The 15439-nt window shown below is 60.8% G+C and carries 17 protein-coding genes and 1 tRNA gene; 9 read left to right on the top strand and 9 right to left on the bottom strand.

The annotated features are described in order from the left end of the window. Window positions 1–141: 141 nt before the first annotated feature. Window positions 142–774 (bottom strand): (d)CMP kinase, encoded by a 633-nt coding sequence (gene cmk / locus BS627_RS19500; protein ID WP_077984864.1) that lies wholly within the window; start codon window positions 772–774, stop codon window positions 142–144. Between the two features lie 226 nt (window positions 775–1000). On the opposite strand from cmk, the gene BS627_RS19495 reads away from it, so the two are divergent. Both BS627_RS19495 and BS627_RS19485 read left to right on the top strand, forming a co-directional pair. Further along, a complete protein-coding gene (locus BS627_RS19495; protein ID WP_063947181.1) occupies window positions 1001–1387 on the top strand; it encodes a TIGR02300 family protein in 387 nt (128 codons plus the stop codon). A gap of 152 nt (window positions 1388–1539) precedes the next feature. Then, window positions 1540–1615 (top strand) — tRNA-Ala (locus BS627_RS19485). Between the two features lie 72 nt (window positions 1616–1687). On the opposite strand, the gene BS627_RS19480 is transcribed toward BS627_RS19485, so the two are convergent. Both BS627_RS19480 and BS627_RS19475 read right to left on the bottom strand, forming a co-directional pair. Further along, window positions 1688–2191, bottom strand: a complete 504-nt coding sequence (locus tag BS627_RS19480) for a hypothetical protein (RefSeq protein WP_077984812.1) — start codon at window positions 2189–2191, stop codon at window positions 1688–1690. Between the two features lie 73 nt (window positions 2192–2264). After that, entirely contained in the window at window positions 2265–2639 is a 375-nt protein-coding gene (locus tag BS627_RS19475; protein WP_077984811.1) for a PAS domain-containing protein, read from the bottom strand. A 206-nt stretch (window positions 2640–2845) separates the two neighbouring features. Here BS627_RS19475 and BS627_RS19470 point away from each other — a divergent pair, with 206 nt between their 5' ends. The 7 genes from BS627_RS19470 (at window position 2846) to BS627_RS19440 (ending at window position 8247) form a co-directional block, all read left to right on the top strand. After that, window positions 2846–3748 carry an NUDIX hydrolase gene (locus BS627_RS19470; RefSeq protein ID WP_077984863.1) on the top strand — a complete coding sequence of 301 codons (903 nt, stop codon included), beginning with the start codon at window positions 2846–2848 and terminating at the stop codon, window positions 3746–3748. A gap of 69 nt (window positions 3749–3817) precedes the next feature. Then, window positions 3818–4789 carry a quinolinate synthase NadA gene (gene nadA / locus BS627_RS19465; protein WP_077984810.1) on the top strand — a complete coding sequence of 324 codons (972 nt, stop codon included), beginning with the start codon at window positions 3818–3820 and terminating at the stop codon, window positions 4787–4789. Then, window positions 4786–6354, top strand: a complete 1569-nt coding sequence (locus tag BS627_RS19460) for an L-aspartate oxidase (protein ID WP_077984809.1) — start codon at window positions 4786–4788, stop codon at window positions 6352–6354. The genes nadA and BS627_RS19460 overlap by 4 nt, the downstream gene beginning before the upstream one ends. Window position 6355: 1 nt before the next feature. Beyond that, the gene (nadC, locus tag BS627_RS19455; RefSeq protein WP_077984808.1) at window positions 6356–7213 is read left to right on the top strand and encodes a carboxylating nicotinate-nucleotide diphosphorylase; all 858 of its coding nucleotides are present in this window, start codon (window positions 6356–6358) and stop codon (window positions 7211–7213) included. Between the two features lie 145 nt (window positions 7214–7358). Further along, window positions 7359–7610, top strand: coding sequence for a GlsB/YeaQ/YmgE family stress response membrane protein (locus tag BS627_RS19450; RefSeq protein WP_046801707.1), 252 nt, complete (start codon window positions 7359–7361; stop codon window positions 7608–7610). Between the two features lie 12 nt (window positions 7611–7622). Continuing rightward, window positions 7623–8039 (top strand): DUF3597 domain-containing protein, encoded by a 417-nt coding sequence (locus tag BS627_RS19445; protein ID WP_077984807.1) that lies wholly within the window; start codon window positions 7623–7625, stop codon window positions 8037–8039. 19 nt (window positions 8040–8058) lie between these two features. Continuing rightward, window positions 8059–8247: a hypothetical protein gene (locus BS627_RS19440; protein WP_003522463.1), complete on the top strand. Its 189-nt coding sequence runs from the start codon at window positions 8059–8061 to the stop codon at window positions 8245–8247. Between the two features lie 90 nt (window positions 8248–8337). Here the strand turns inward: BS627_RS19440 and cydX are convergent, their stop codons facing one another. From cydX to BS627_RS19410, 6 genes are all read right to left on the bottom strand, one after another. Further along, window positions 8338–8460 (bottom strand): cytochrome bd-I oxidase subunit CydX, encoded by a 123-nt coding sequence (gene cydX, locus BS627_RS19435; protein WP_077984806.1) that lies wholly within the window; start codon window positions 8458–8460, stop codon window positions 8338–8340. 25 nt (window positions 8461–8485) lie between these two features. After that, a complete protein-coding gene (cydB, locus tag BS627_RS19430; protein WP_077984805.1) occupies window positions 8486–9643 on the bottom strand; it encodes a cytochrome d ubiquinol oxidase subunit II in 1158 nt (385 codons plus the stop codon). 6 nt (window positions 9644–9649) lie between these two features. Then, complete coding sequence (locus BS627_RS19425; RefSeq protein ID WP_077984862.1) at window positions 9650–11227, bottom strand: cytochrome ubiquinol oxidase subunit I; 1578 nt, start codon at window positions 11225–11227, stop codon at window positions 9650–9652. Window positions 11228–11293: 66 nt separating this feature from the next. After that, entirely contained in the window at window positions 11294–12985 is a 1692-nt protein-coding gene (gene cydC / locus BS627_RS19420) for a thiol reductant ABC exporter subunit CydC (RefSeq protein ID WP_077984804.1), read from the bottom strand. Continuing rightward, window positions 12982–14769, bottom strand: a complete 1788-nt coding sequence (cydD, locus tag BS627_RS19415; RefSeq protein WP_089153273.1) for a thiol reductant ABC exporter subunit CydD — start codon at window positions 14767–14769, stop codon at window positions 12982–12984. The genes cydC and cydD overlap by 4 nt, the downstream gene beginning before the upstream one ends. 17 nt (window positions 14770–14786) lie before the next feature. Next, the gene (locus BS627_RS19410; RefSeq protein WP_077984803.1) at window positions 14787–15365 is read right to left on the bottom strand and encodes a GbsR/MarR family transcriptional regulator; all 579 of its coding nucleotides are present in this window, start codon (window positions 15363–15365) and stop codon (window positions 14787–14789) included. Between the last annotated feature and the right edge of the window lie 74 nt (window positions 15366–15439).

Here is a 15439-nt window from a genome sequence, read left to right as displayed (position 1 = left end):
GCGAATACAAAGCGCCGGTGGGCTAGTGTTGTTGATACCCGAACCCATGCCCGCCTTTTCAAAAGGCTTTCCGGCGCAAGGACATGTCTTCAGGCAATTCCGGACTAAACGCAGAGGGCGGCAAGCCGTTCCGCGAAAAACCTATCTCTTCAGGGCGGCGTCGATAATCGTGCGCGCGGCCTGAAACGCCGCCTCTATACTCATTTCCGACGTATCTAGCAAGTGCGCGTCTTCAGCCGGCCTCAACGGGCTGTCGGCGCGGCCCATATCGCGCTCGTCGCGCTGTTTCACCTCGGCGAAAATGGCATCATAATCGCCATTGCCGCCATTGGCCAGAATTTCGTCATAACGGCGCCGCGCCCGTACATCGGCAGAGGCCGTGACATAGAGCTTCACCGGCGCCTCAGGGCAGACAACCGTGCCGATATCGCGGCCGTCAAGCACCGTGCCCGGCTCTCTCAAGGCAAAAAGCTGCTGGGCCTTGACGAGCGCCCGCCTCACCGGCGTCATGACAGCGATTTTCGACGCCGCCTCGCCAATCTCGTGCCGGGAAAGAACGGCGCGGTCTAGCCCGGCAAGATCGAGTTCCAGCGCCATTTTTTCCGCGACCGCTTCATTATCGAGCGGCAGGCCGGCATCCAGAAGCGCTTTGGCCGTTGCCCTGTAGGTCAGCCCGGTATCGAGATGATGAAAGCCATAGGTCTCCGCGATCTTCCGCGAAAGCGTTCCTTTGCCCGCCGCAGCCGGCCCGTCTATGGCAATCGTAAAGGTCATGAAGCGTTCCGTCCGTGCATTCGTCGTCATTATAATAAAGTGTGCAAAGCCTCTCCTATTACATCAGCATTGACGCATAGGGCTTGCGCCAGCGGAGGCCGCACCCGAAGTTTGTCTTTGACACGAAAGAGCGCAACGATTAAGGGGACCGGCTATAAATTTTACCGTCTATGCCGGTTTTACGGCGTACACACCGAAACTCATTCGACAATTTGAGGCTTAGACAGTGGCAAAAGCGGAACTTGGTACCAAGCGCACAGACCCCGATACCGGCAAGAAGTTCTACGATCTGAACCGCGATCCGGTCGTTTCTCCCTACACCGGCAAGTCCTGGCCGCTCTCCTTCTTCGAGGAAAGCACCGCCCAGGCCAAGATGGAACAGGCTGAAGAAGAGGAAGTGGCGGAAGTCGATACCGAAAACACGGAAGTCGAACTCGTCTCGCTGGAAGATGCCGACGGCGACAACAGCGGCGACGATATCCCTGATCTGGGTGACGACGACGACGTCGAAATCGATGACGACGACGACACCTTCCTCGAAACCGACGACGAAGATGACGACGACGATATGTCCGGGATCATCGGCGTACCCGGCGACGACGAAGAAGCTTGATTTTACTTGATAATTCGGCCCGACGACAAAAAAATGACGCCGGGCCGTTTTTTATGCTTGCACTCGCCGGAAAGCCGCAGTAGTAAGCCGCCACCGAACGGAACAACAACCGCTTCGGTTCCCGGAACCGGAAGAAATGCCGGAACCCTTATGGGGCTATAGCTCAGCTGGGAGAGCGCTTGCATGGCATGCAAGAGGTCAGCGGTTCGATCCCGCTTAGCTCCACCAAATTTCCAAGACGAAAATATCTCGCATTCGGCTAACCAGTTTATCGTTGTGCGGCACCGCCTGAAGCAATCGTTATTGCAACAACGCCCGCACATCCTGGCCGTTGATCCGGCACTCCACAGACCGGGGCGCACTGCCCTGCTCACCCACCGTCCGACATTCGAGAGATCTGCCGTGCAGACGGTTCTGCAGCGCCTTGAAGGCATTGAGGCCGCAGGCGTAACGGCGACCGTCGGGGCCGGTGCAGACGCGGTCGCGTTCGACCTCCTCCACACCAGCGAGCTGGAATTCCTGGCCGTTGAAAGTGAAGCGGCTGCTGGAGATGACGCGCAGGCGCTGGTCCGCATGCATTTTCAGCGGATAAAGATCGGGAGGCGGCGGAATGCGCTCGTAATTTTGGCTACGCGGATCGACCCGCACCGGCGAGGTTGTCCATAGCAGTTCCGTATTGGCCGCAAGGCCCGCTGGCGCCGACGTCGCCTCACCATTGATAAGCGAGGCGATGCGGATGCCGGCTATGCCGAGGCCAATGGCCAAGACGATCTGAAACAGCAAAATTGCGATCTGCCGGACCATTCCACCGCAACATCAAAACGATGAACGAACTAAAATCGATCGGCCGCCGCCTCGCGAGGAGGTTCGCCGCTTATCACATCAATAAAACCTTGCTGGCACTGACATCCCGCACCGTGCCCATGGCCATGATCGGGATCCGATCGCCATCCAGGATCACTCTTCCCGTTGTCCGCAGCCAGCGGAAACCGCCGGATTTAAGCATAATGCGGTATTCCTGATCATAAAACACGCCGTTTGTCAGCGAATTATAAACCGCCTTGGCGACACGCTCCCGCGAGCCGCTTTCGATCTGCGCGATGAAATCTTCGACCGGGATGCCGCAGGCGGCATCTTCCGGCGAAAATTCCCGCAGGCGGGCGGCCACGGCATCCAGGTAAACCAGATTTTGCCCGACATTCCAGGTGTAGTAACCCACAAGTGTCTCTTCGAGAGATATGTTTTTCAGCATCGGCCTTCTACAGTCTGAAATGCTCGTGCGGCTCTGTACCATATCAGACGGCGGACGACTAACTACAAGAATTCATCTTTTTGTCTGATGGCGTCCCTTTTTCAGTAAGACTACTTATCGACAGCCCTTTTTGGCCGTCATGTTGGCGAAGCAACCTTCTTGTGCCAAAGAAGATTGATCTTGCGCCAACGACCAGAGGAGCCGCCGTGACCATCGGCCTTGCCCATGCCGAACTCATCGCCGTCGTCACCGCCATCACCACGGATGAGCCGCGGGTCATGACCGTTCGGGAAGGTGCAGCGCTTCCGTCGGGACCGTTCGAATTCGGGCACAGAACCCTCCAGAGCGGACTGCGGGAATGGATCCACGAACAGACCCATCACCCCGTGGGCTACCTCGAGCAGCTCTATACTTTCGCCGATCGCGACCGCAATAACGACATTTTAGGCGGCAGAACCATCTCCATCGGTTATCTCGGGCTGGTTCGCGAACAGGAAGCCTCCGGCGGCAAACGCCCGCTCTGGCACGGCTGGTACGAATATTTCCCCTGGGAGGATCACCGTCAGGGACGCCCGGACGTTCTGGAAAGCATCATCGACAGGCTGCGCGCCTGGGCGGATTCCGATCCCGCCGCGAAAAACCAGCGCCATTTGCGGGCCGATTTCACCTTCGGGCTGGATGGCGGCGGCTGGAACGAGGAATTGACCCTGCAACGTTATGAGCTGCTTTATGAGGCCGGGCTGGTCGCGGAAGCGCAGGGCGAACCGCGGATCAATTTCGGCAGGCCGATGTTTGCCGATCACCGCCGTATCCTTGCGACCGGCATCGCCCGTCTGCGGGCCAAGATCAAATATCGCCCCGTGGTGTTCGAACTGATGGCCGACGCCTTCACGCTCCTCCAGCTGCAGCGCGCCGTCGAGGCGCTGGCCGGCCTGACGCTGCACAAACAGAATTTCCGCCGGCTGATCGAACAGCAGCAGCTGGTGGAAGAAACCGGTGAGATAGCGACCGAAACCGGCGGCCGCCCGGCAAAGCTCTTCCGCTTCCGCCAGACTGTTCTCGATGAACGCGCCCTTTCCGGAACGAAACTGCCACTCTCCCGCAATTGACATATGCTCACAATGAGAATATGTCTTTGTTTTAGATATACTCAATAAGAGTATAAATGGGAGAGCACCGTGAACGAGCAGATTTCCGCCGCCAGCCTTTATGATCGCGTCGCCCGCGTCATCCCCAAGGCCGAATGGATGGGCTTTCAGGACGATGTGGAGGCGATCCTGGCGCTAAAGCGCCAGCGCAACGCCGTCATCCTCGCCCATAATTACCAGACACCGGAAATCTTCCACGGCGTCGCCGATATCGTCGGGGACAGCCTTGCCCTTGCCCGCAAGGCAATGGAGGTGGAAGCGGATGTCATCGTTCTGGCCGGCGTGCATTTCATGGCCGAGACGGCAAAGCTGCTCAATCCGGAAAAAACCGTGCTCATTCCGGATATGGCCGCCGGCTGCTCGCTCGCCGATTCCATCACGCCCGAAGACATCGCACTTCTGCGCAAGGCCTATCCCGGCGTTCCCGTCGTCACCTATGTAAACACATCAGCGGCGGTGAAGGCCGCTTCGGATATCTGCTGCACTTCGGGCAATGCCCGCCAGGTGGTGGAATCGCTCGGCGTGCCGCGCGTGCTGATGTTGCCGGATGAATATCTGGCGAAGAACGTGGCCAAGGAAACCAATGTCGAGCTGATCGCCTGGCGCGGCCATTGCGAGGTGCACGAGCTTTTCACCGCCGATGACATCAGGGAATTGAGAGAGAGCCATCCCGGCGTCGTGGTGCTGGCGCATCCGGAATGTCCGCCCGATGTCGTCGAGGCTGCGGATTTTTCCGGCTCCACCGCCGTCATGTCTGACTATGTCGGCCGCGAGCGCCCCGCCCGCGTGGTGCTTCTGACGGAATGCTCGATGAGCGACAATGTCGCCGTACATCACCCGGATGTCGAATTCATCCGCCCCTGCAATCTCTGCCCGCATATGAAGCGCATCACGCTTGGCAATATCCGCGCGGCCCTTGAGGAAAACCGCCACGAAGTGACGGTCGATCCGGCCATCGCTGTCGCCGCCCGCCGCGCCGTGGAAAGGATGTTGGAAGTATGAGCGCATTTTCGCCGCAGCGGAACTGGACAGTCATCGTCGGCAGCGGCATTGCGGGCCTGATGGCGGCGCTAACGCTTGCGCCGCAGCCCGTGCTGCTTCTGACACGCGGCGCGCTCGGCGGCGAGACCTCCAGCGCCTGGGCTCAGGGCGGCATCGCGGCAAGTCTCGGCCCTGATGACCGCGCGACCCTGCATCTTGCCGATACGCTCGCTGCGGGCGATGGCCTTTGCGATGAAGATCTGGCCGTTGAGATTATATCCGCGACCCCCGCCGTCATCGATGCACTGGAGGGGGCGGGCGTCAGGTTCGACCGGGACGCCTCAGGCAACTATGTCTTCGGGCTGGAAGCCGCCCATAGCCGGCGGCGCATTCTCCATGCAGAAGGCGACGGGTCGGGTGCGACGATCGTCAGGGCGCTTGCAGCCGCCGTTCTTCGCACGCCGTCCATCACCATGCTGGAAGGCACGGAAGTGCGCCGCCTGCTGACCGAGGACGGCGTCATCGCCGGTCTCGCCTGCATTGGGCCAAAGGGCTGCTTCACTTTACCGGCTACACAGGTCGTTCTCGCCACCGGAGGCCTCGGCGGGCTTTATGAGGCGACGACCAATCCCTCCGGCAACTTCGGGCAGGGCATCATGCTCGCCGCCCGCGCCGGCGCCATCCTCGCCGACATGGAATTCGTGCAATTCCACCCAACCGCGCTTTCCTCGCCCCGACGGCCGCTGGCGCTGGTGAGCGAGGCGGTGCGGGGCGAAGGCGCGCTGCTTCTCAACGAAAACGGCGAACGTTTCATGGCGGGAGTTCCGGGTGCGGAACTTGCCTCGCGCGATATTGTCGCCCGCGCCATCGACCGCGAAATATTGCGTGGCGGCAGGGTTTTTCTTGATGCCCGCAAGGCGCTCGGCACGGGCTTTTCCACCCGCTTCCCCTCCATCGACCTGCTCTGCCGCGAAGCCGGGATAGACCCCGCCCGAGAGCTCGTTCCGGTGCGCCCGGCGGTGCATTACCATATGGGTGGCGTCGCCACCGATGGCAAAGGCCGAAGCTCGGTGCCGGGTCTTTGGGTTGCCGGCGAAACCGCCTGCACGGGGCTGCACGGCGCAAACAGGCTTGCCAGCAATTCCCTGCTGGAAGCGGCCGCCATGGGCATGCACGCGGCAGAAGATATTGCTGGCAGGCGCACTTATCCTGGAAAAAAGCCAGCTGAAATCGCAACACTCCCCGCACCTGACTTCCCGGCAGTCGACCTCTCTTCCGTGCGGCCCATCGTTTCCCGCCATCTCGGCATCGTAAGACAGGCGGAAGGGCTGAAGGGCGCAATCCGCGATCTTCTCCCACTGACCGAGCGGAACGGCCCGGCATCCGATCCCGCCCTTGTTGCCCTTGCCATCGCAGTCTTCGCGGCGCTGCGCACGGAATCGCGCGGCGCACATTTCCGCGATGATTTTCCCGAAAAGGATGCGACGACCACTAGGCGCAGACTGAGCCTCAGCGACGTCCTCGCCATCGCCCACGAATTTTCCTCCTCCAGCCATTCTTCGGCCAGCCTTGCGCGGAGCGCCTGACATGACCCTTTCTCCCCTGCCACGCCTCATCATCGAACCGCTTGTACGCAACGCCCTTCTGGAAGACCTTGGCCTGGCGGGCGACATCACGTCCGCCGCCGTCATTCCCGCCGATCATCGCTCGGTCGTCGTCATGGCCGCGCGCGAACCGGGCGTTATTGCCGGTCTCGACGCGGCGGAACTGGCTTTCCAGCTCGTGGAGCCGGCCATCGTGATGAAACGGCATGTGCAGGACGGAGCCACCGTGGCGCCCGGCGATATCATCGCAACAATCGAAGGCCCCTCGCGCGGCCTTCTGACGGCGGAGCGCACGGCGCTGAATTTCCTAGGCCATCTCTCGGGAATCGCCTCCGTCACCGCAAAAATCGTTACCGCCATTGCCGGCACAAAAGCGTCGGTCGCCTGCACCCGCAAGACGACGCCAGGGCTACGGGCACTGGAAAAATATGCCGTGCGCGCCGGCGGCGGCATGAACCACCGTTTTGCGCTATATGACGCGGTTCTCATCAAGGACAACCATGTCGCGGTTGCCGGCAGCGTGCGTGAAGCCATACGTCGTGCAAGGCAGGGTGTCGGACATCTCGTCAAGATCGAGGCGGAAGTCGATACGCTCATCCAGCTGCACGAGGCCATGGAAGAGGGCGTGGATGCGGTTCTTCTCGATAACATGACGCCGGAACAGCTGCGTGAGGCGGTGGAGATCGTTGCCGGTCGCGCCATCACCGAAGCCTCGGGCCGTATCAATCCGCAGACAGCGGCAGCCATCGCCGCCACCGGCGTCGATCTCATCTCCATCGGCTGGATCACCCATAGTGCGCCTGTCCTCGATATCGGGCTGGACTTTGAGAGCCAAGGTTGAATTTGCGATAACCCACACGTCTTGCGGAACAAAACTTCCGCCTCTTCGTTAATAATCGCCTGGGGTCAATTCAAGGCGGGGGGACGTGCGCAAAAAATGCGGGTCCATATGCCTCTGACCTCTCTCTAGAAAGGAAAGGCCTGTTATGGAAGACGCACAAGTTGGCTGGATTGCAGCAATCATCATCGGCGGCGTAGCCGGTTGGCTCGCCGAACAGTTCATGAAAAGCAATATGGGTGTTTTCATGAACATTATCCTCGGCATTGTTGGCGCTATCGTCGCCAATTTCCTTCTGGGGCTCATCGGCGTCTCGCTCGGAGGCTGGATTGGCTATCTCATCGCCGGTTTCATCGGTGCCTGCATTCTCATCGCCGTCGGGCGCGCATTTCGCAGATAAGGGGAGGACAGAATGAGCTTTTTCAACAAGATCAAGAACGCGATTTTCGGCAAGGCCGAGGCTGCGCCGCAGACATCCGCTCCGGCCGGAACACCGCCGACTACGGCCAGCCCGACCGCAGCAAGCCCGGCAGCACCAGCCCCGACAACGGCGGCTCCGGCGCCGACCGGCAATGTCGATGTCGCGTCCATTCTGGATGAGGCTGTCAAGAAAAACGGGCAGAAGCTCGACTGGAAACATTCCATCGTCGATCTTCTCAAGGCTCTCGACCTCGACAGCAGCCTGAGCGCCAGAAAGGAGCTCGCCAGCGAGCTCGGCTATACCGGCGATACCTCGGATTCGGCGACGATGAACATCTGGCTGCACAAGGCCGTCATCAAGAAACTTTCCGAAAACGGCGGCAAGGTTCCGGCCGACCTTCTGGATTGAGATAAACGGGAGCGCCGCGATGGACGACTATTCCAGCCTTCGAGAGCAGATCGGCCAAGACCTCGACACCCTGCACCGGACCGAGAATCCGAAGTCGATCTTCGAGATCGCCGACGACTATCTTCTGGGAAATCCAAATCTCAAGAGGGCCATCGTCGAAGACATCATCAAGGAAGAAGCGGACAAGCGCGGCATCGCGATCCACTGAAGCCGCGCATCGCAGGCACGGCTGCTGTCCACAAAGGGGCGTCATCCCAACCGGATGCCGCCCCCTTTTTATGCCACGGACCTCGAAGCTTTATTTATCCAGCTTCGCTTGCGCCTTTTTCGCGTTTTCTTCCATCAGCTCATACCACATCGCGTTCATGACGGCGAAGATGGCGGCGAGAGGCAGGCCGAGCAGCCAGGCGAAATACCACATGTTCGATCTCCTTCTTTCTTGTGTCTCAGTAGGCATGACCGCTGTCGTCGCGGATCGCCTTTTCATCCACCTTGCCCCACAGCACGCGGTAGACCCATGATGTATAGGCGACGATGATCGGGATGAAGATGAGGGCGACGACCAGCATGATGAACAGCGTCATATGGCTGGAAGATGCATCCCACACTGTCAGGCTCGATTTCGGATCGACCGAAGACGGCAGGATGAAGGGAAACATCGTCAGCCCCACCGTTGAGATGACGCCGAAAATGGCAAGCGAGCTGGAAAGCAGCGCCAGCACTTCCCTGCGGGCCCGGAGCAAGACGAAAGCGACGAGCGGGAAGACAAGACCGAGCGCTGGCGCCAGCATCATCCAGGGATGCGCCGCATAATTGGCAAACCAGACACCGCCCGCAACCTCGACCGTCTTCGAGAGGGGATTGGACGGACCGTCGGTCACGACCTCCGAGGTAAAGCGATAGCCATCGATACCGAGCCACAGAAAGACGCCGCCGAGCGCGAAAAGAACGGTGGTGGCAAGCGCCGCGATGCTGCCGAAACCGCGAGCGCGAGCGGCTACCGGACCATCCGTTTTCAGTACCAGCCATGCGGCACCGTGCATGACGAGCATGGCGACGGAAACGAGGCCGCAAAGGATGGCGTAGGGGTTCAGAAGCTCGAACAGCGTCGTGCCATCATAGAAAATCCTGAGGTCGTCATTGAGGTGGAAGGGAACGCCCTGCAGCACATTGCCGATCGCCACGCCGAAGATCAGCGCGGGAACGAAGCCGCCGATGAAGAGCGCCCAATCCCAGGCGCTGCGCCACGCGGTGCTTTCACGCTTGGAGCGATATTTGAAACCGACCGGCCGCAGGATCAGCGCAAACAGGGTGGCGAACATCGCCAGGTAAAACCCTGAAAACGACACCGCATAAAGCGGCGGCCAGGCGGCGAAGATCGCGCCACCGCCAAGGATGAGCCACACCTGATTGCCTTCCCAGACGGGGCCGATGGAATTGATGACGACACGGCGCTCGATGTCCGTTTTCGCCACGAAGGGCAGGAGCGCGCCGGTGCCGAGATCGAAACCGCCGGTCACGGCAAAACCGATCAGCACCACGCCGAGCAGCAGCCACCAGATAACGCGGAGGATTTCATAGTCGATGAGTTGGTGCAATATCATGATCGTTTACTCCGCAGCGACGAGTTTTTCAGGAACGAGCGGCGCTTCCGGCTCATGGTCAGGCTCGGGGCCCTTGCGGATCGCCTTCAGCATCAGCCCCATTTCGACGATGAACAGCACCGTGTAGATGGCGATGAAACACAGGAGCGTGATGAGGACGGTGGAGGCACTGAGGCTGGAGACGGCGGCCGCCGTGGGCAGCACGCCCTCGATGATCCATGGCTGGCGGCCGAATTCGGCCACGATCCAGCCCATTTCCGCCGCGATCCACGGCAGCGGAATGGCAAAGACCGCCACTTTCAGCAGCAGTGGATAATGATCCAGCCGCCGGCGGGCCGAGAGATAAAAGAACGTCGCCGTCAGCAGAATGAAGAACATACCGAGGCCGACCATGATACGGAACGACCAGAACAGCGTCGGCACATGGGGGATCGTATCGGCAGCCGCCTTGGCGATCTGCTCTTCGCTCGCCTGACGCGGATCATCGACGTAGCGTTTCAGCAGCAGGGCATAACCAAGCTCATGGCCGAGTTCCGCAAAGGTGCCGCGCACCTCTTCCGGCAGTTGCGCACCTTTGCCGGTGGCGCGTATCTGCATCAGCGCATCATAGGCCTTGATGCCGTCGCGGATGCGGCTCTTCGCCTGCTCCACCAGATCGTTGATGCCCGGAATTTGCGTGTCGAGCGAGCGGGTGCCGATGAGGCCCATCACCCACGGGATCTTCACCGCGAAATGCGTTTCGCGTGCTTCCTGATCAGGAAAACCGATGGCCGTGAAGGGGGCAGGCGCCGGCTCCGTTTCCCACATGGCCTCGATGGAGGCGAGCTTCATCTTCTGGTGTTCGGTGGAGAGATAACCGCTTTCATCCCCCAGCACGACGACCGACAGCGCGGACGCCAGACCGAAGGAAGCGGCAACCGTCATCGAACGCTTGGCGAGATCGACATGGCGGCCTTTCAGCACATACCAGGCCGAAACGCCGAGCACGAAGATGGAGGCCGTCACGTAACCCGCAGAAACCGTGTGAACGAACTTCGCCTGTGCCACCGGGTTGAACAGAACCTCGAAGAAGTCAGTCACCTCCATCCGCATGGTCTGGGGGTTGAAGGCGGAGCCCGTCGGGTTCTGCATCCAGCCATTTGCGATCAATATCCACAGCGCCGAAAAATTCGAACCGAGCGCCACGCACCATGTCGCGACGAGATGGCCGAGTTTCGACAACTTGTCCCAGCCGAAAAAGAACAGGCCGACGAAGGTGGCTTCCAGGAAGAAGGCCATCATACCCTCGATGGCCAGCGGCGCACCGAAGATATCGCCGACATAATGGCTGTAATAACTCCAGTTCATGCCGAACTGGAATTCCATCACGATGCCGGTGGAAACACCCAGCACGAAATTGATGCCGAACAGCGTGCCCCAGAATTTCGTCATCTGCCGCCAGACCGTGCGGCCGGTCATGACATAGACCGTTTCCATGATGGCGATCACCACCGACAGCCCAATCGTCAGGGGAACGAACAGAAAGTGATATAAAGCCGTCACTGCAAATTGCAGGCGCGACAGCGCCACTATGTCGAGTTCCATAGTCTTACCCACCTTTTCCGGAAGACCGGCCTTCCATTTCAAAGACGACGCCGGCTCTCAAAAATCTCAGTCCGGGCGTAGTGTCTCAAGCACTACGCCGTATTCCGGGGTGCCGCTTTGACATTGATCAAGTTGGCGCCCGTCTTTCAGCACGATGATGCGATCGGCAAATTCCGCCTCGCGGCGATTATGGGTGATCATCACGACAGTCTTTCCCTCCGCCCTCGCAAACAGCCGGGTGAGCACGTCGCGGGCTGTCTCGCCGTCCAGCCCTTCCGTCACCTCGTCGAGAAGCCAGAGCGGCCGGTCGGCGAGCAGGAAACGGGCGAGCGCCAGCCGGCGCGACTGGCCGCCGGAAAGCCCTTGGCCCGCCTCGCCAAGCCTTGTCTCCAGCCCGGCGGCCAAGGTTTTGACGTGTTCGGCAAGGCCTGCCGCCTCAAGCGCGTCCCATAGCTCGGTCCCGGTTGCGGCGGGTTTCGCGAGCCGCAGATTGTCTGCGATACTGTCGCGGAAAAGCTGGCTTCGCTGCGTCATAAGAGTGGACGGCAGGGCGCTGACCGTGCCTGCAACCGGCTGCAATTCACCCCCCAGAAGCTGGATGAGACTTGTCTTGCCCGCGCCGCTCGGGCCGACGATCGCAACCCGTTCCCCGGCAGCGATTGCAAGGTTGATATTCGTCAGGACAGGATTGTCGTTCCCCTCCCGCTCTAGATGCACATCTTCGAGTTTTGCCGCCATCCCGCTGGCCGGCAAGACGGGACAGCGACCCTCAACCGTTCCCGAGAGACGCGGCGCGATGCGCCTTGCGGAAAACAGCGTGCGCCCAAGCTCCATCGCCCCGCGGCGCAGCGCCGTGAAAGGCTCCAGCGCGGCAAAACAGACCAGCAGCCCGAGCGCCGCCGTCGGCGCGGTGACCGCCCCCCGTTCGGCAAGCCAGGCCATGCCGAGAAGGGCCGCGCTCAAAATAACGGCCGCTGAAACCCCGAAGGAAAAACCGGCACCGGTCTCGATGCGGTTCAGGGTATCATCGCAGGCAGAGAGGTAATCATCCGCCCGTTTCACCGCCGTGACCTGCGCGGAGAGGCGGCCGGCGGTCAAGAACTCCGTCTGCCCGTTCACGAGATCGGCCGTGCGGGCGCGAAGGGCTTCCAGCCCGACTGCCCGGCGGCGCGAGAATGTTTCCGCCCGCAAGGCGGCGCGCACCGAAATTCCAAGCCCCGCCGCGATGAGGAAAACCGCCGCCAGAATGCCCGCCAGAGGATGGAGAAAAGCAAGCCCGAGGCCTGTCGCGATTGCGGCAAGGATCGCCACGGCGGCGGGAACCAGCACGCGCAGATAAAGCGAATCCAGCGCGTCGATATCCGCCGTCAGCCGGTTCAGCAGGCGCGCAGGCCTCGCCTCCAGGGATTTCGCAGCCTGCGGCGCGGCAAAGCCACGAAACAGCTTTTCCCGAAGTGCTGCAAGCACGGAAAGCGTGGCGTCATGGGTCGTCATGCGTTCGCCGTAACGGGCGGCGGTGCGCGCCAGCGCCAGAAGACGAATGGCGGCCGAAGGCGCAAAGACATCGAAAGCATAGGCCGTTGCCGGCAGAAGGCCGGCAATCGCCGTAGCGGTGATGAACCAGCCGGAAACGCCGAGAAGGCCGATGCCCGCCAGCACCGTCGTTACCGCCAGAGCCGCACCCGCCAGCAGCATGCCGCGCCGCGTCGACCAGAACAGGCCAATAATGGGTCTCAATATCGCAAAATGCGCGATCATGGCTGCCCCCTCGAATGGATCGCCGTCATATCCACGATCCTGTCCATGCGCGCCGCAAGCACCGGATCATGGGTCGCGACGATCAATGTCCTGCCATTTGCCAGTTGCAGCAGGTTATCCGTGACGAGAGCAGCCGTTTCCCGGTCGAGATGGGCTGTCGGCTCGTCGGCCAGAACTAGCTGCGTTGCGGGGTCTGCGAAAGCACGCGCAATGGCAAGCCGCACCGCCTCCCCACCCGAGATTCCATATCCGCCATCGCCGATCTGCAGGCGCCGGCGTGCATGCGACAAGCCGTCGAGCCCGGTGCGGCGCAGCGTCTCTTCCACCATGCCGTCACTGACAGCCGAACGGCCGAAGCGAATATTCGCCTTCAGCGAACCGGCAAAATAGAACGGCTTCTGGCCGACCCAGCCGATCGTCCTGCGCAGCCCATCCGCCGTCGCATTATCGAGCTTGACGCCGCCGACCCTGATCGAGCCCTCTCCAGCCTCGGCCAACCCGGCAATCAAGGAGAGTACAGTGGATTTGCCACAACCGGAAGGCCCAAGGATCGCAACTCTCTCACCCCGCTGAACCGTCAGGTTGAGATTTTGGATGACAGGTGGGGCGCTCGGATAAGCGAAAGAGAGATTATTGATCTCCACCAGGCCGGGCATCGGGGATGGGATAGACGCCACATCCGCGCCCTCGCCCGTAATAGCCGCGCCGCCGGCCGTCAATTTGCCGAGCGCATCAAGCGCCGCTTCGCCGGCTGCGCGGTCGTGCCAGACGGCGGAGAGTTCCCGCAGCGGCTCGAAAAAGGCCGGCGCCAGAAGCAGGATGAAAAGACCTTCGGCGAGTGTCAACTTGTGGCCCCAGGCGCCGAAATTGAGAAAACCGAGCAGATGAAAACCGATATAGACGGCGGTCATGGCAACGCCGAGCGCTGCGAAAAGCTCCAGCACCGCCGAGGAGAGAAAGGCGATCCTGAGCACTGCCATCGTCCGCTTCTTCAGGTTCTGCGCATCGGCGCTAAGACGCTTTGCAGTCAGATCGACGGCTTTAAGCGTGCGGATCGTTTCCAGCCCGCGCAGGCGATCAAGCAGGAAGGCATTCATATTGCCCGTCTCAACAAGCTGCTTTTCACTGGCAGCCTTCGCCTGCCAGCCGATGAGCGCCATGAAAAGCGGGATGGTTGGCATGGCGAGCAGCAGCACCAGCGCCGCAATCCAGGTGAATGGCAGGATCGCCAGCACGAAAACCAGCGGCACGAAGGTCGCCTTCATCCGCGCCGGCTGGAAACGGGAAAGATAGGGCACCAGCGCTTCCGCCGCCTCGGCCACGACGCCTGCCGCCTCACCGGAGGCGGTGCGTGACAGATCGAGCGGGGAAACCTTCGCCACGGCCTTCAGCGCTTCCAGCCGCCGTTGCGACAGCGCCGCACGGGCGGCACGAAACGACAGACGCGCCGCCATCTTTTCCAGCCATGCCTTGATGAGGCCGAGGATGAGAACCGCAGCCGCGGCGGGCACGATCGCCATCATCGGCGCGCCGTCGGCAATTCTTCCGACTGAAAAGGCAAGCAAACCTGCCTGCGGCAACCAGAGCAGCGCCGCCAGCACATGCGGCAGGGCAACGAATTTCCCCACCACCGGCGCGCCTGTCATTTTCGCCCGCCCGTCAGCTCTGTCGCGAAAGGTTTTGCGGTTGGCTTTGCGCCGCCCCATCGTATCGGGCGAGACTGCAGCCGGAACGGGACAGACTGCCCCGTCACCATCGGACCCCTGGCGAATTTCCACTGATATGCTCACGGCCGATCTCCTCACCCGTCCTTCTTCGCGCCGCGGGGTCTGGCGAGGGAGACGATCTTGTCCTTGGCCTCCAGAAACTTCGTGACCTTCGAACCGAGCGCGAGAAGCGAAGCCAGCCGTTCCGTCTCCAGCCGCTTCACATCGTCATACCAGTCGGTCAGCTGCTCGATCAGCGTTTTCATCTCATCGATGCGCTGTTGCGCATGCCGCTCGTCTTCGTTTTCGGGCGTTTCCATCAGAATTTCGCGCAGCACGCTGAGCGTGGGATCGATCTCGCGTTTCTTGCGCTCTTCTGCAAGCGTGCGGAGAATTTGCCAGACATCGTCAGGCGTTGTGAAAAAATCGCGCCGGTCGCCGGGAAAATGCTTGAGAATTGCAAGGTTCCACGCCTGTAACTCCTTCAGGCTCATCGACACGTTGGAACGGGAAATACCGAGGGCCTCCACAATATCGTCCGCACACAGCGGCTGCGGCGAAATATAGAGCAAAGCATAGACTTGGCCGACCGTGCGGTTGATGCCCCAACGGCTGCCCATCTCACCGAAATGCAGCACGAAGGACTGAACGAGCGGCGAGAGGTTGGTCGGCATTTCTTCGTTTCCTGAATTTTCAGTAATTTCTGAAACTTCGATAACGCAAATAGCGGCAGGCGGCAAATCACGTT

Origin of the sequence: Agrobacterium salinitolerans (assembly GCF_002008225.1) — a bacterium.
In the GTDB taxonomy this organism is placed as follows: Bacteria; Pseudomonadota; Alphaproteobacteria; order Rhizobiales; family Rhizobiaceae; genus Agrobacterium; species Agrobacterium salinitolerans.
This window is presented reverse-complemented; position numbering and strand designations above follow the sequence as displayed.

What these genes read in the sequence shown, in the direction of transcription:
- nadC (WP_077984808.1), top strand. Translation starts at nt 6,356, where the DNA reads ATGACCCTTTCTCCCCTGCCACGCCTCATCATCGAACCGCTTGTACGC.
- cydX (WP_077984806.1), bottom strand. Translation starts at nt 8,460, where the DNA reads ATGTGGTATTTCGCCTGGCTGCTCGGCCTGCCTCTCGCCGCCATCTTC.
- BS627_RS19440 (WP_003522463.1), top strand. Translation starts at nt 8,059, where the DNA reads ATGGACGACTATTCCAGCCTTCGAGAGCAGATCGGCCAAGACCTCGAC.
- cmk (WP_077984864.1), bottom strand. Translation starts at nt 774, where the DNA reads ATGACCTTTACGATTGCCATAGACGGGCCGGCTGCGGCGGGCAAAGGA.
- BS627_RS19425 (WP_077984862.1), bottom strand. Translation starts at nt 11,227, where the DNA reads ATGGAACTCGACATAGTGGCGCTGTCGCGCCTGCAATTTGCAGTGACG.
- BS627_RS19460 (WP_077984809.1), top strand. Translation starts at nt 4,786, where the DNA reads ATGAGCGCATTTTCGCCGCAGCGGAACTGGACAGTCATCGTCGGCAGC.
- BS627_RS19475 (WP_077984811.1), bottom strand. Translation starts at nt 2,639, where the DNA reads ATGCTGAAAAACATATCTCTCGAAGAGACACTTGTGGGTTACTACACC.
- BS627_RS19450 (WP_046801707.1), top strand. Translation starts at nt 7,359, where the DNA reads ATGGAAGACGCACAAGTTGGCTGGATTGCAGCAATCATCATCGGCGGC.
- cydC (WP_077984804.1), bottom strand. Translation starts at nt 12,985, where the DNA reads ATGATCGCGCATTTTGCGATATTGAGACCCATTATTGGCCTGTTCTGG.
- cydB (WP_077984805.1), bottom strand. Translation starts at nt 9,643, where the DNA reads ATGATATTGCACCAACTCATCGACTATGAAATCCTCCGCGTTATCTGG.
- BS627_RS19410 (WP_077984803.1), bottom strand. Translation starts at nt 15,365, where the DNA reads ATGCCGACCAACCTCTCGCCGCTCGTTCAGTCCTTCGTGCTGCATTTC.
- BS627_RS19445 (WP_077984807.1), top strand. Translation starts at nt 7,623, where the DNA reads ATGAGCTTTTTCAACAAGATCAAGAACGCGATTTTCGGCAAGGCCGAG.
- BS627_RS19480 (WP_077984812.1), bottom strand. Translation starts at nt 2,191, where the DNA reads ATGGTCCGGCAGATCGCAATTTTGCTGTTTCAGATCGTCTTGGCCATT.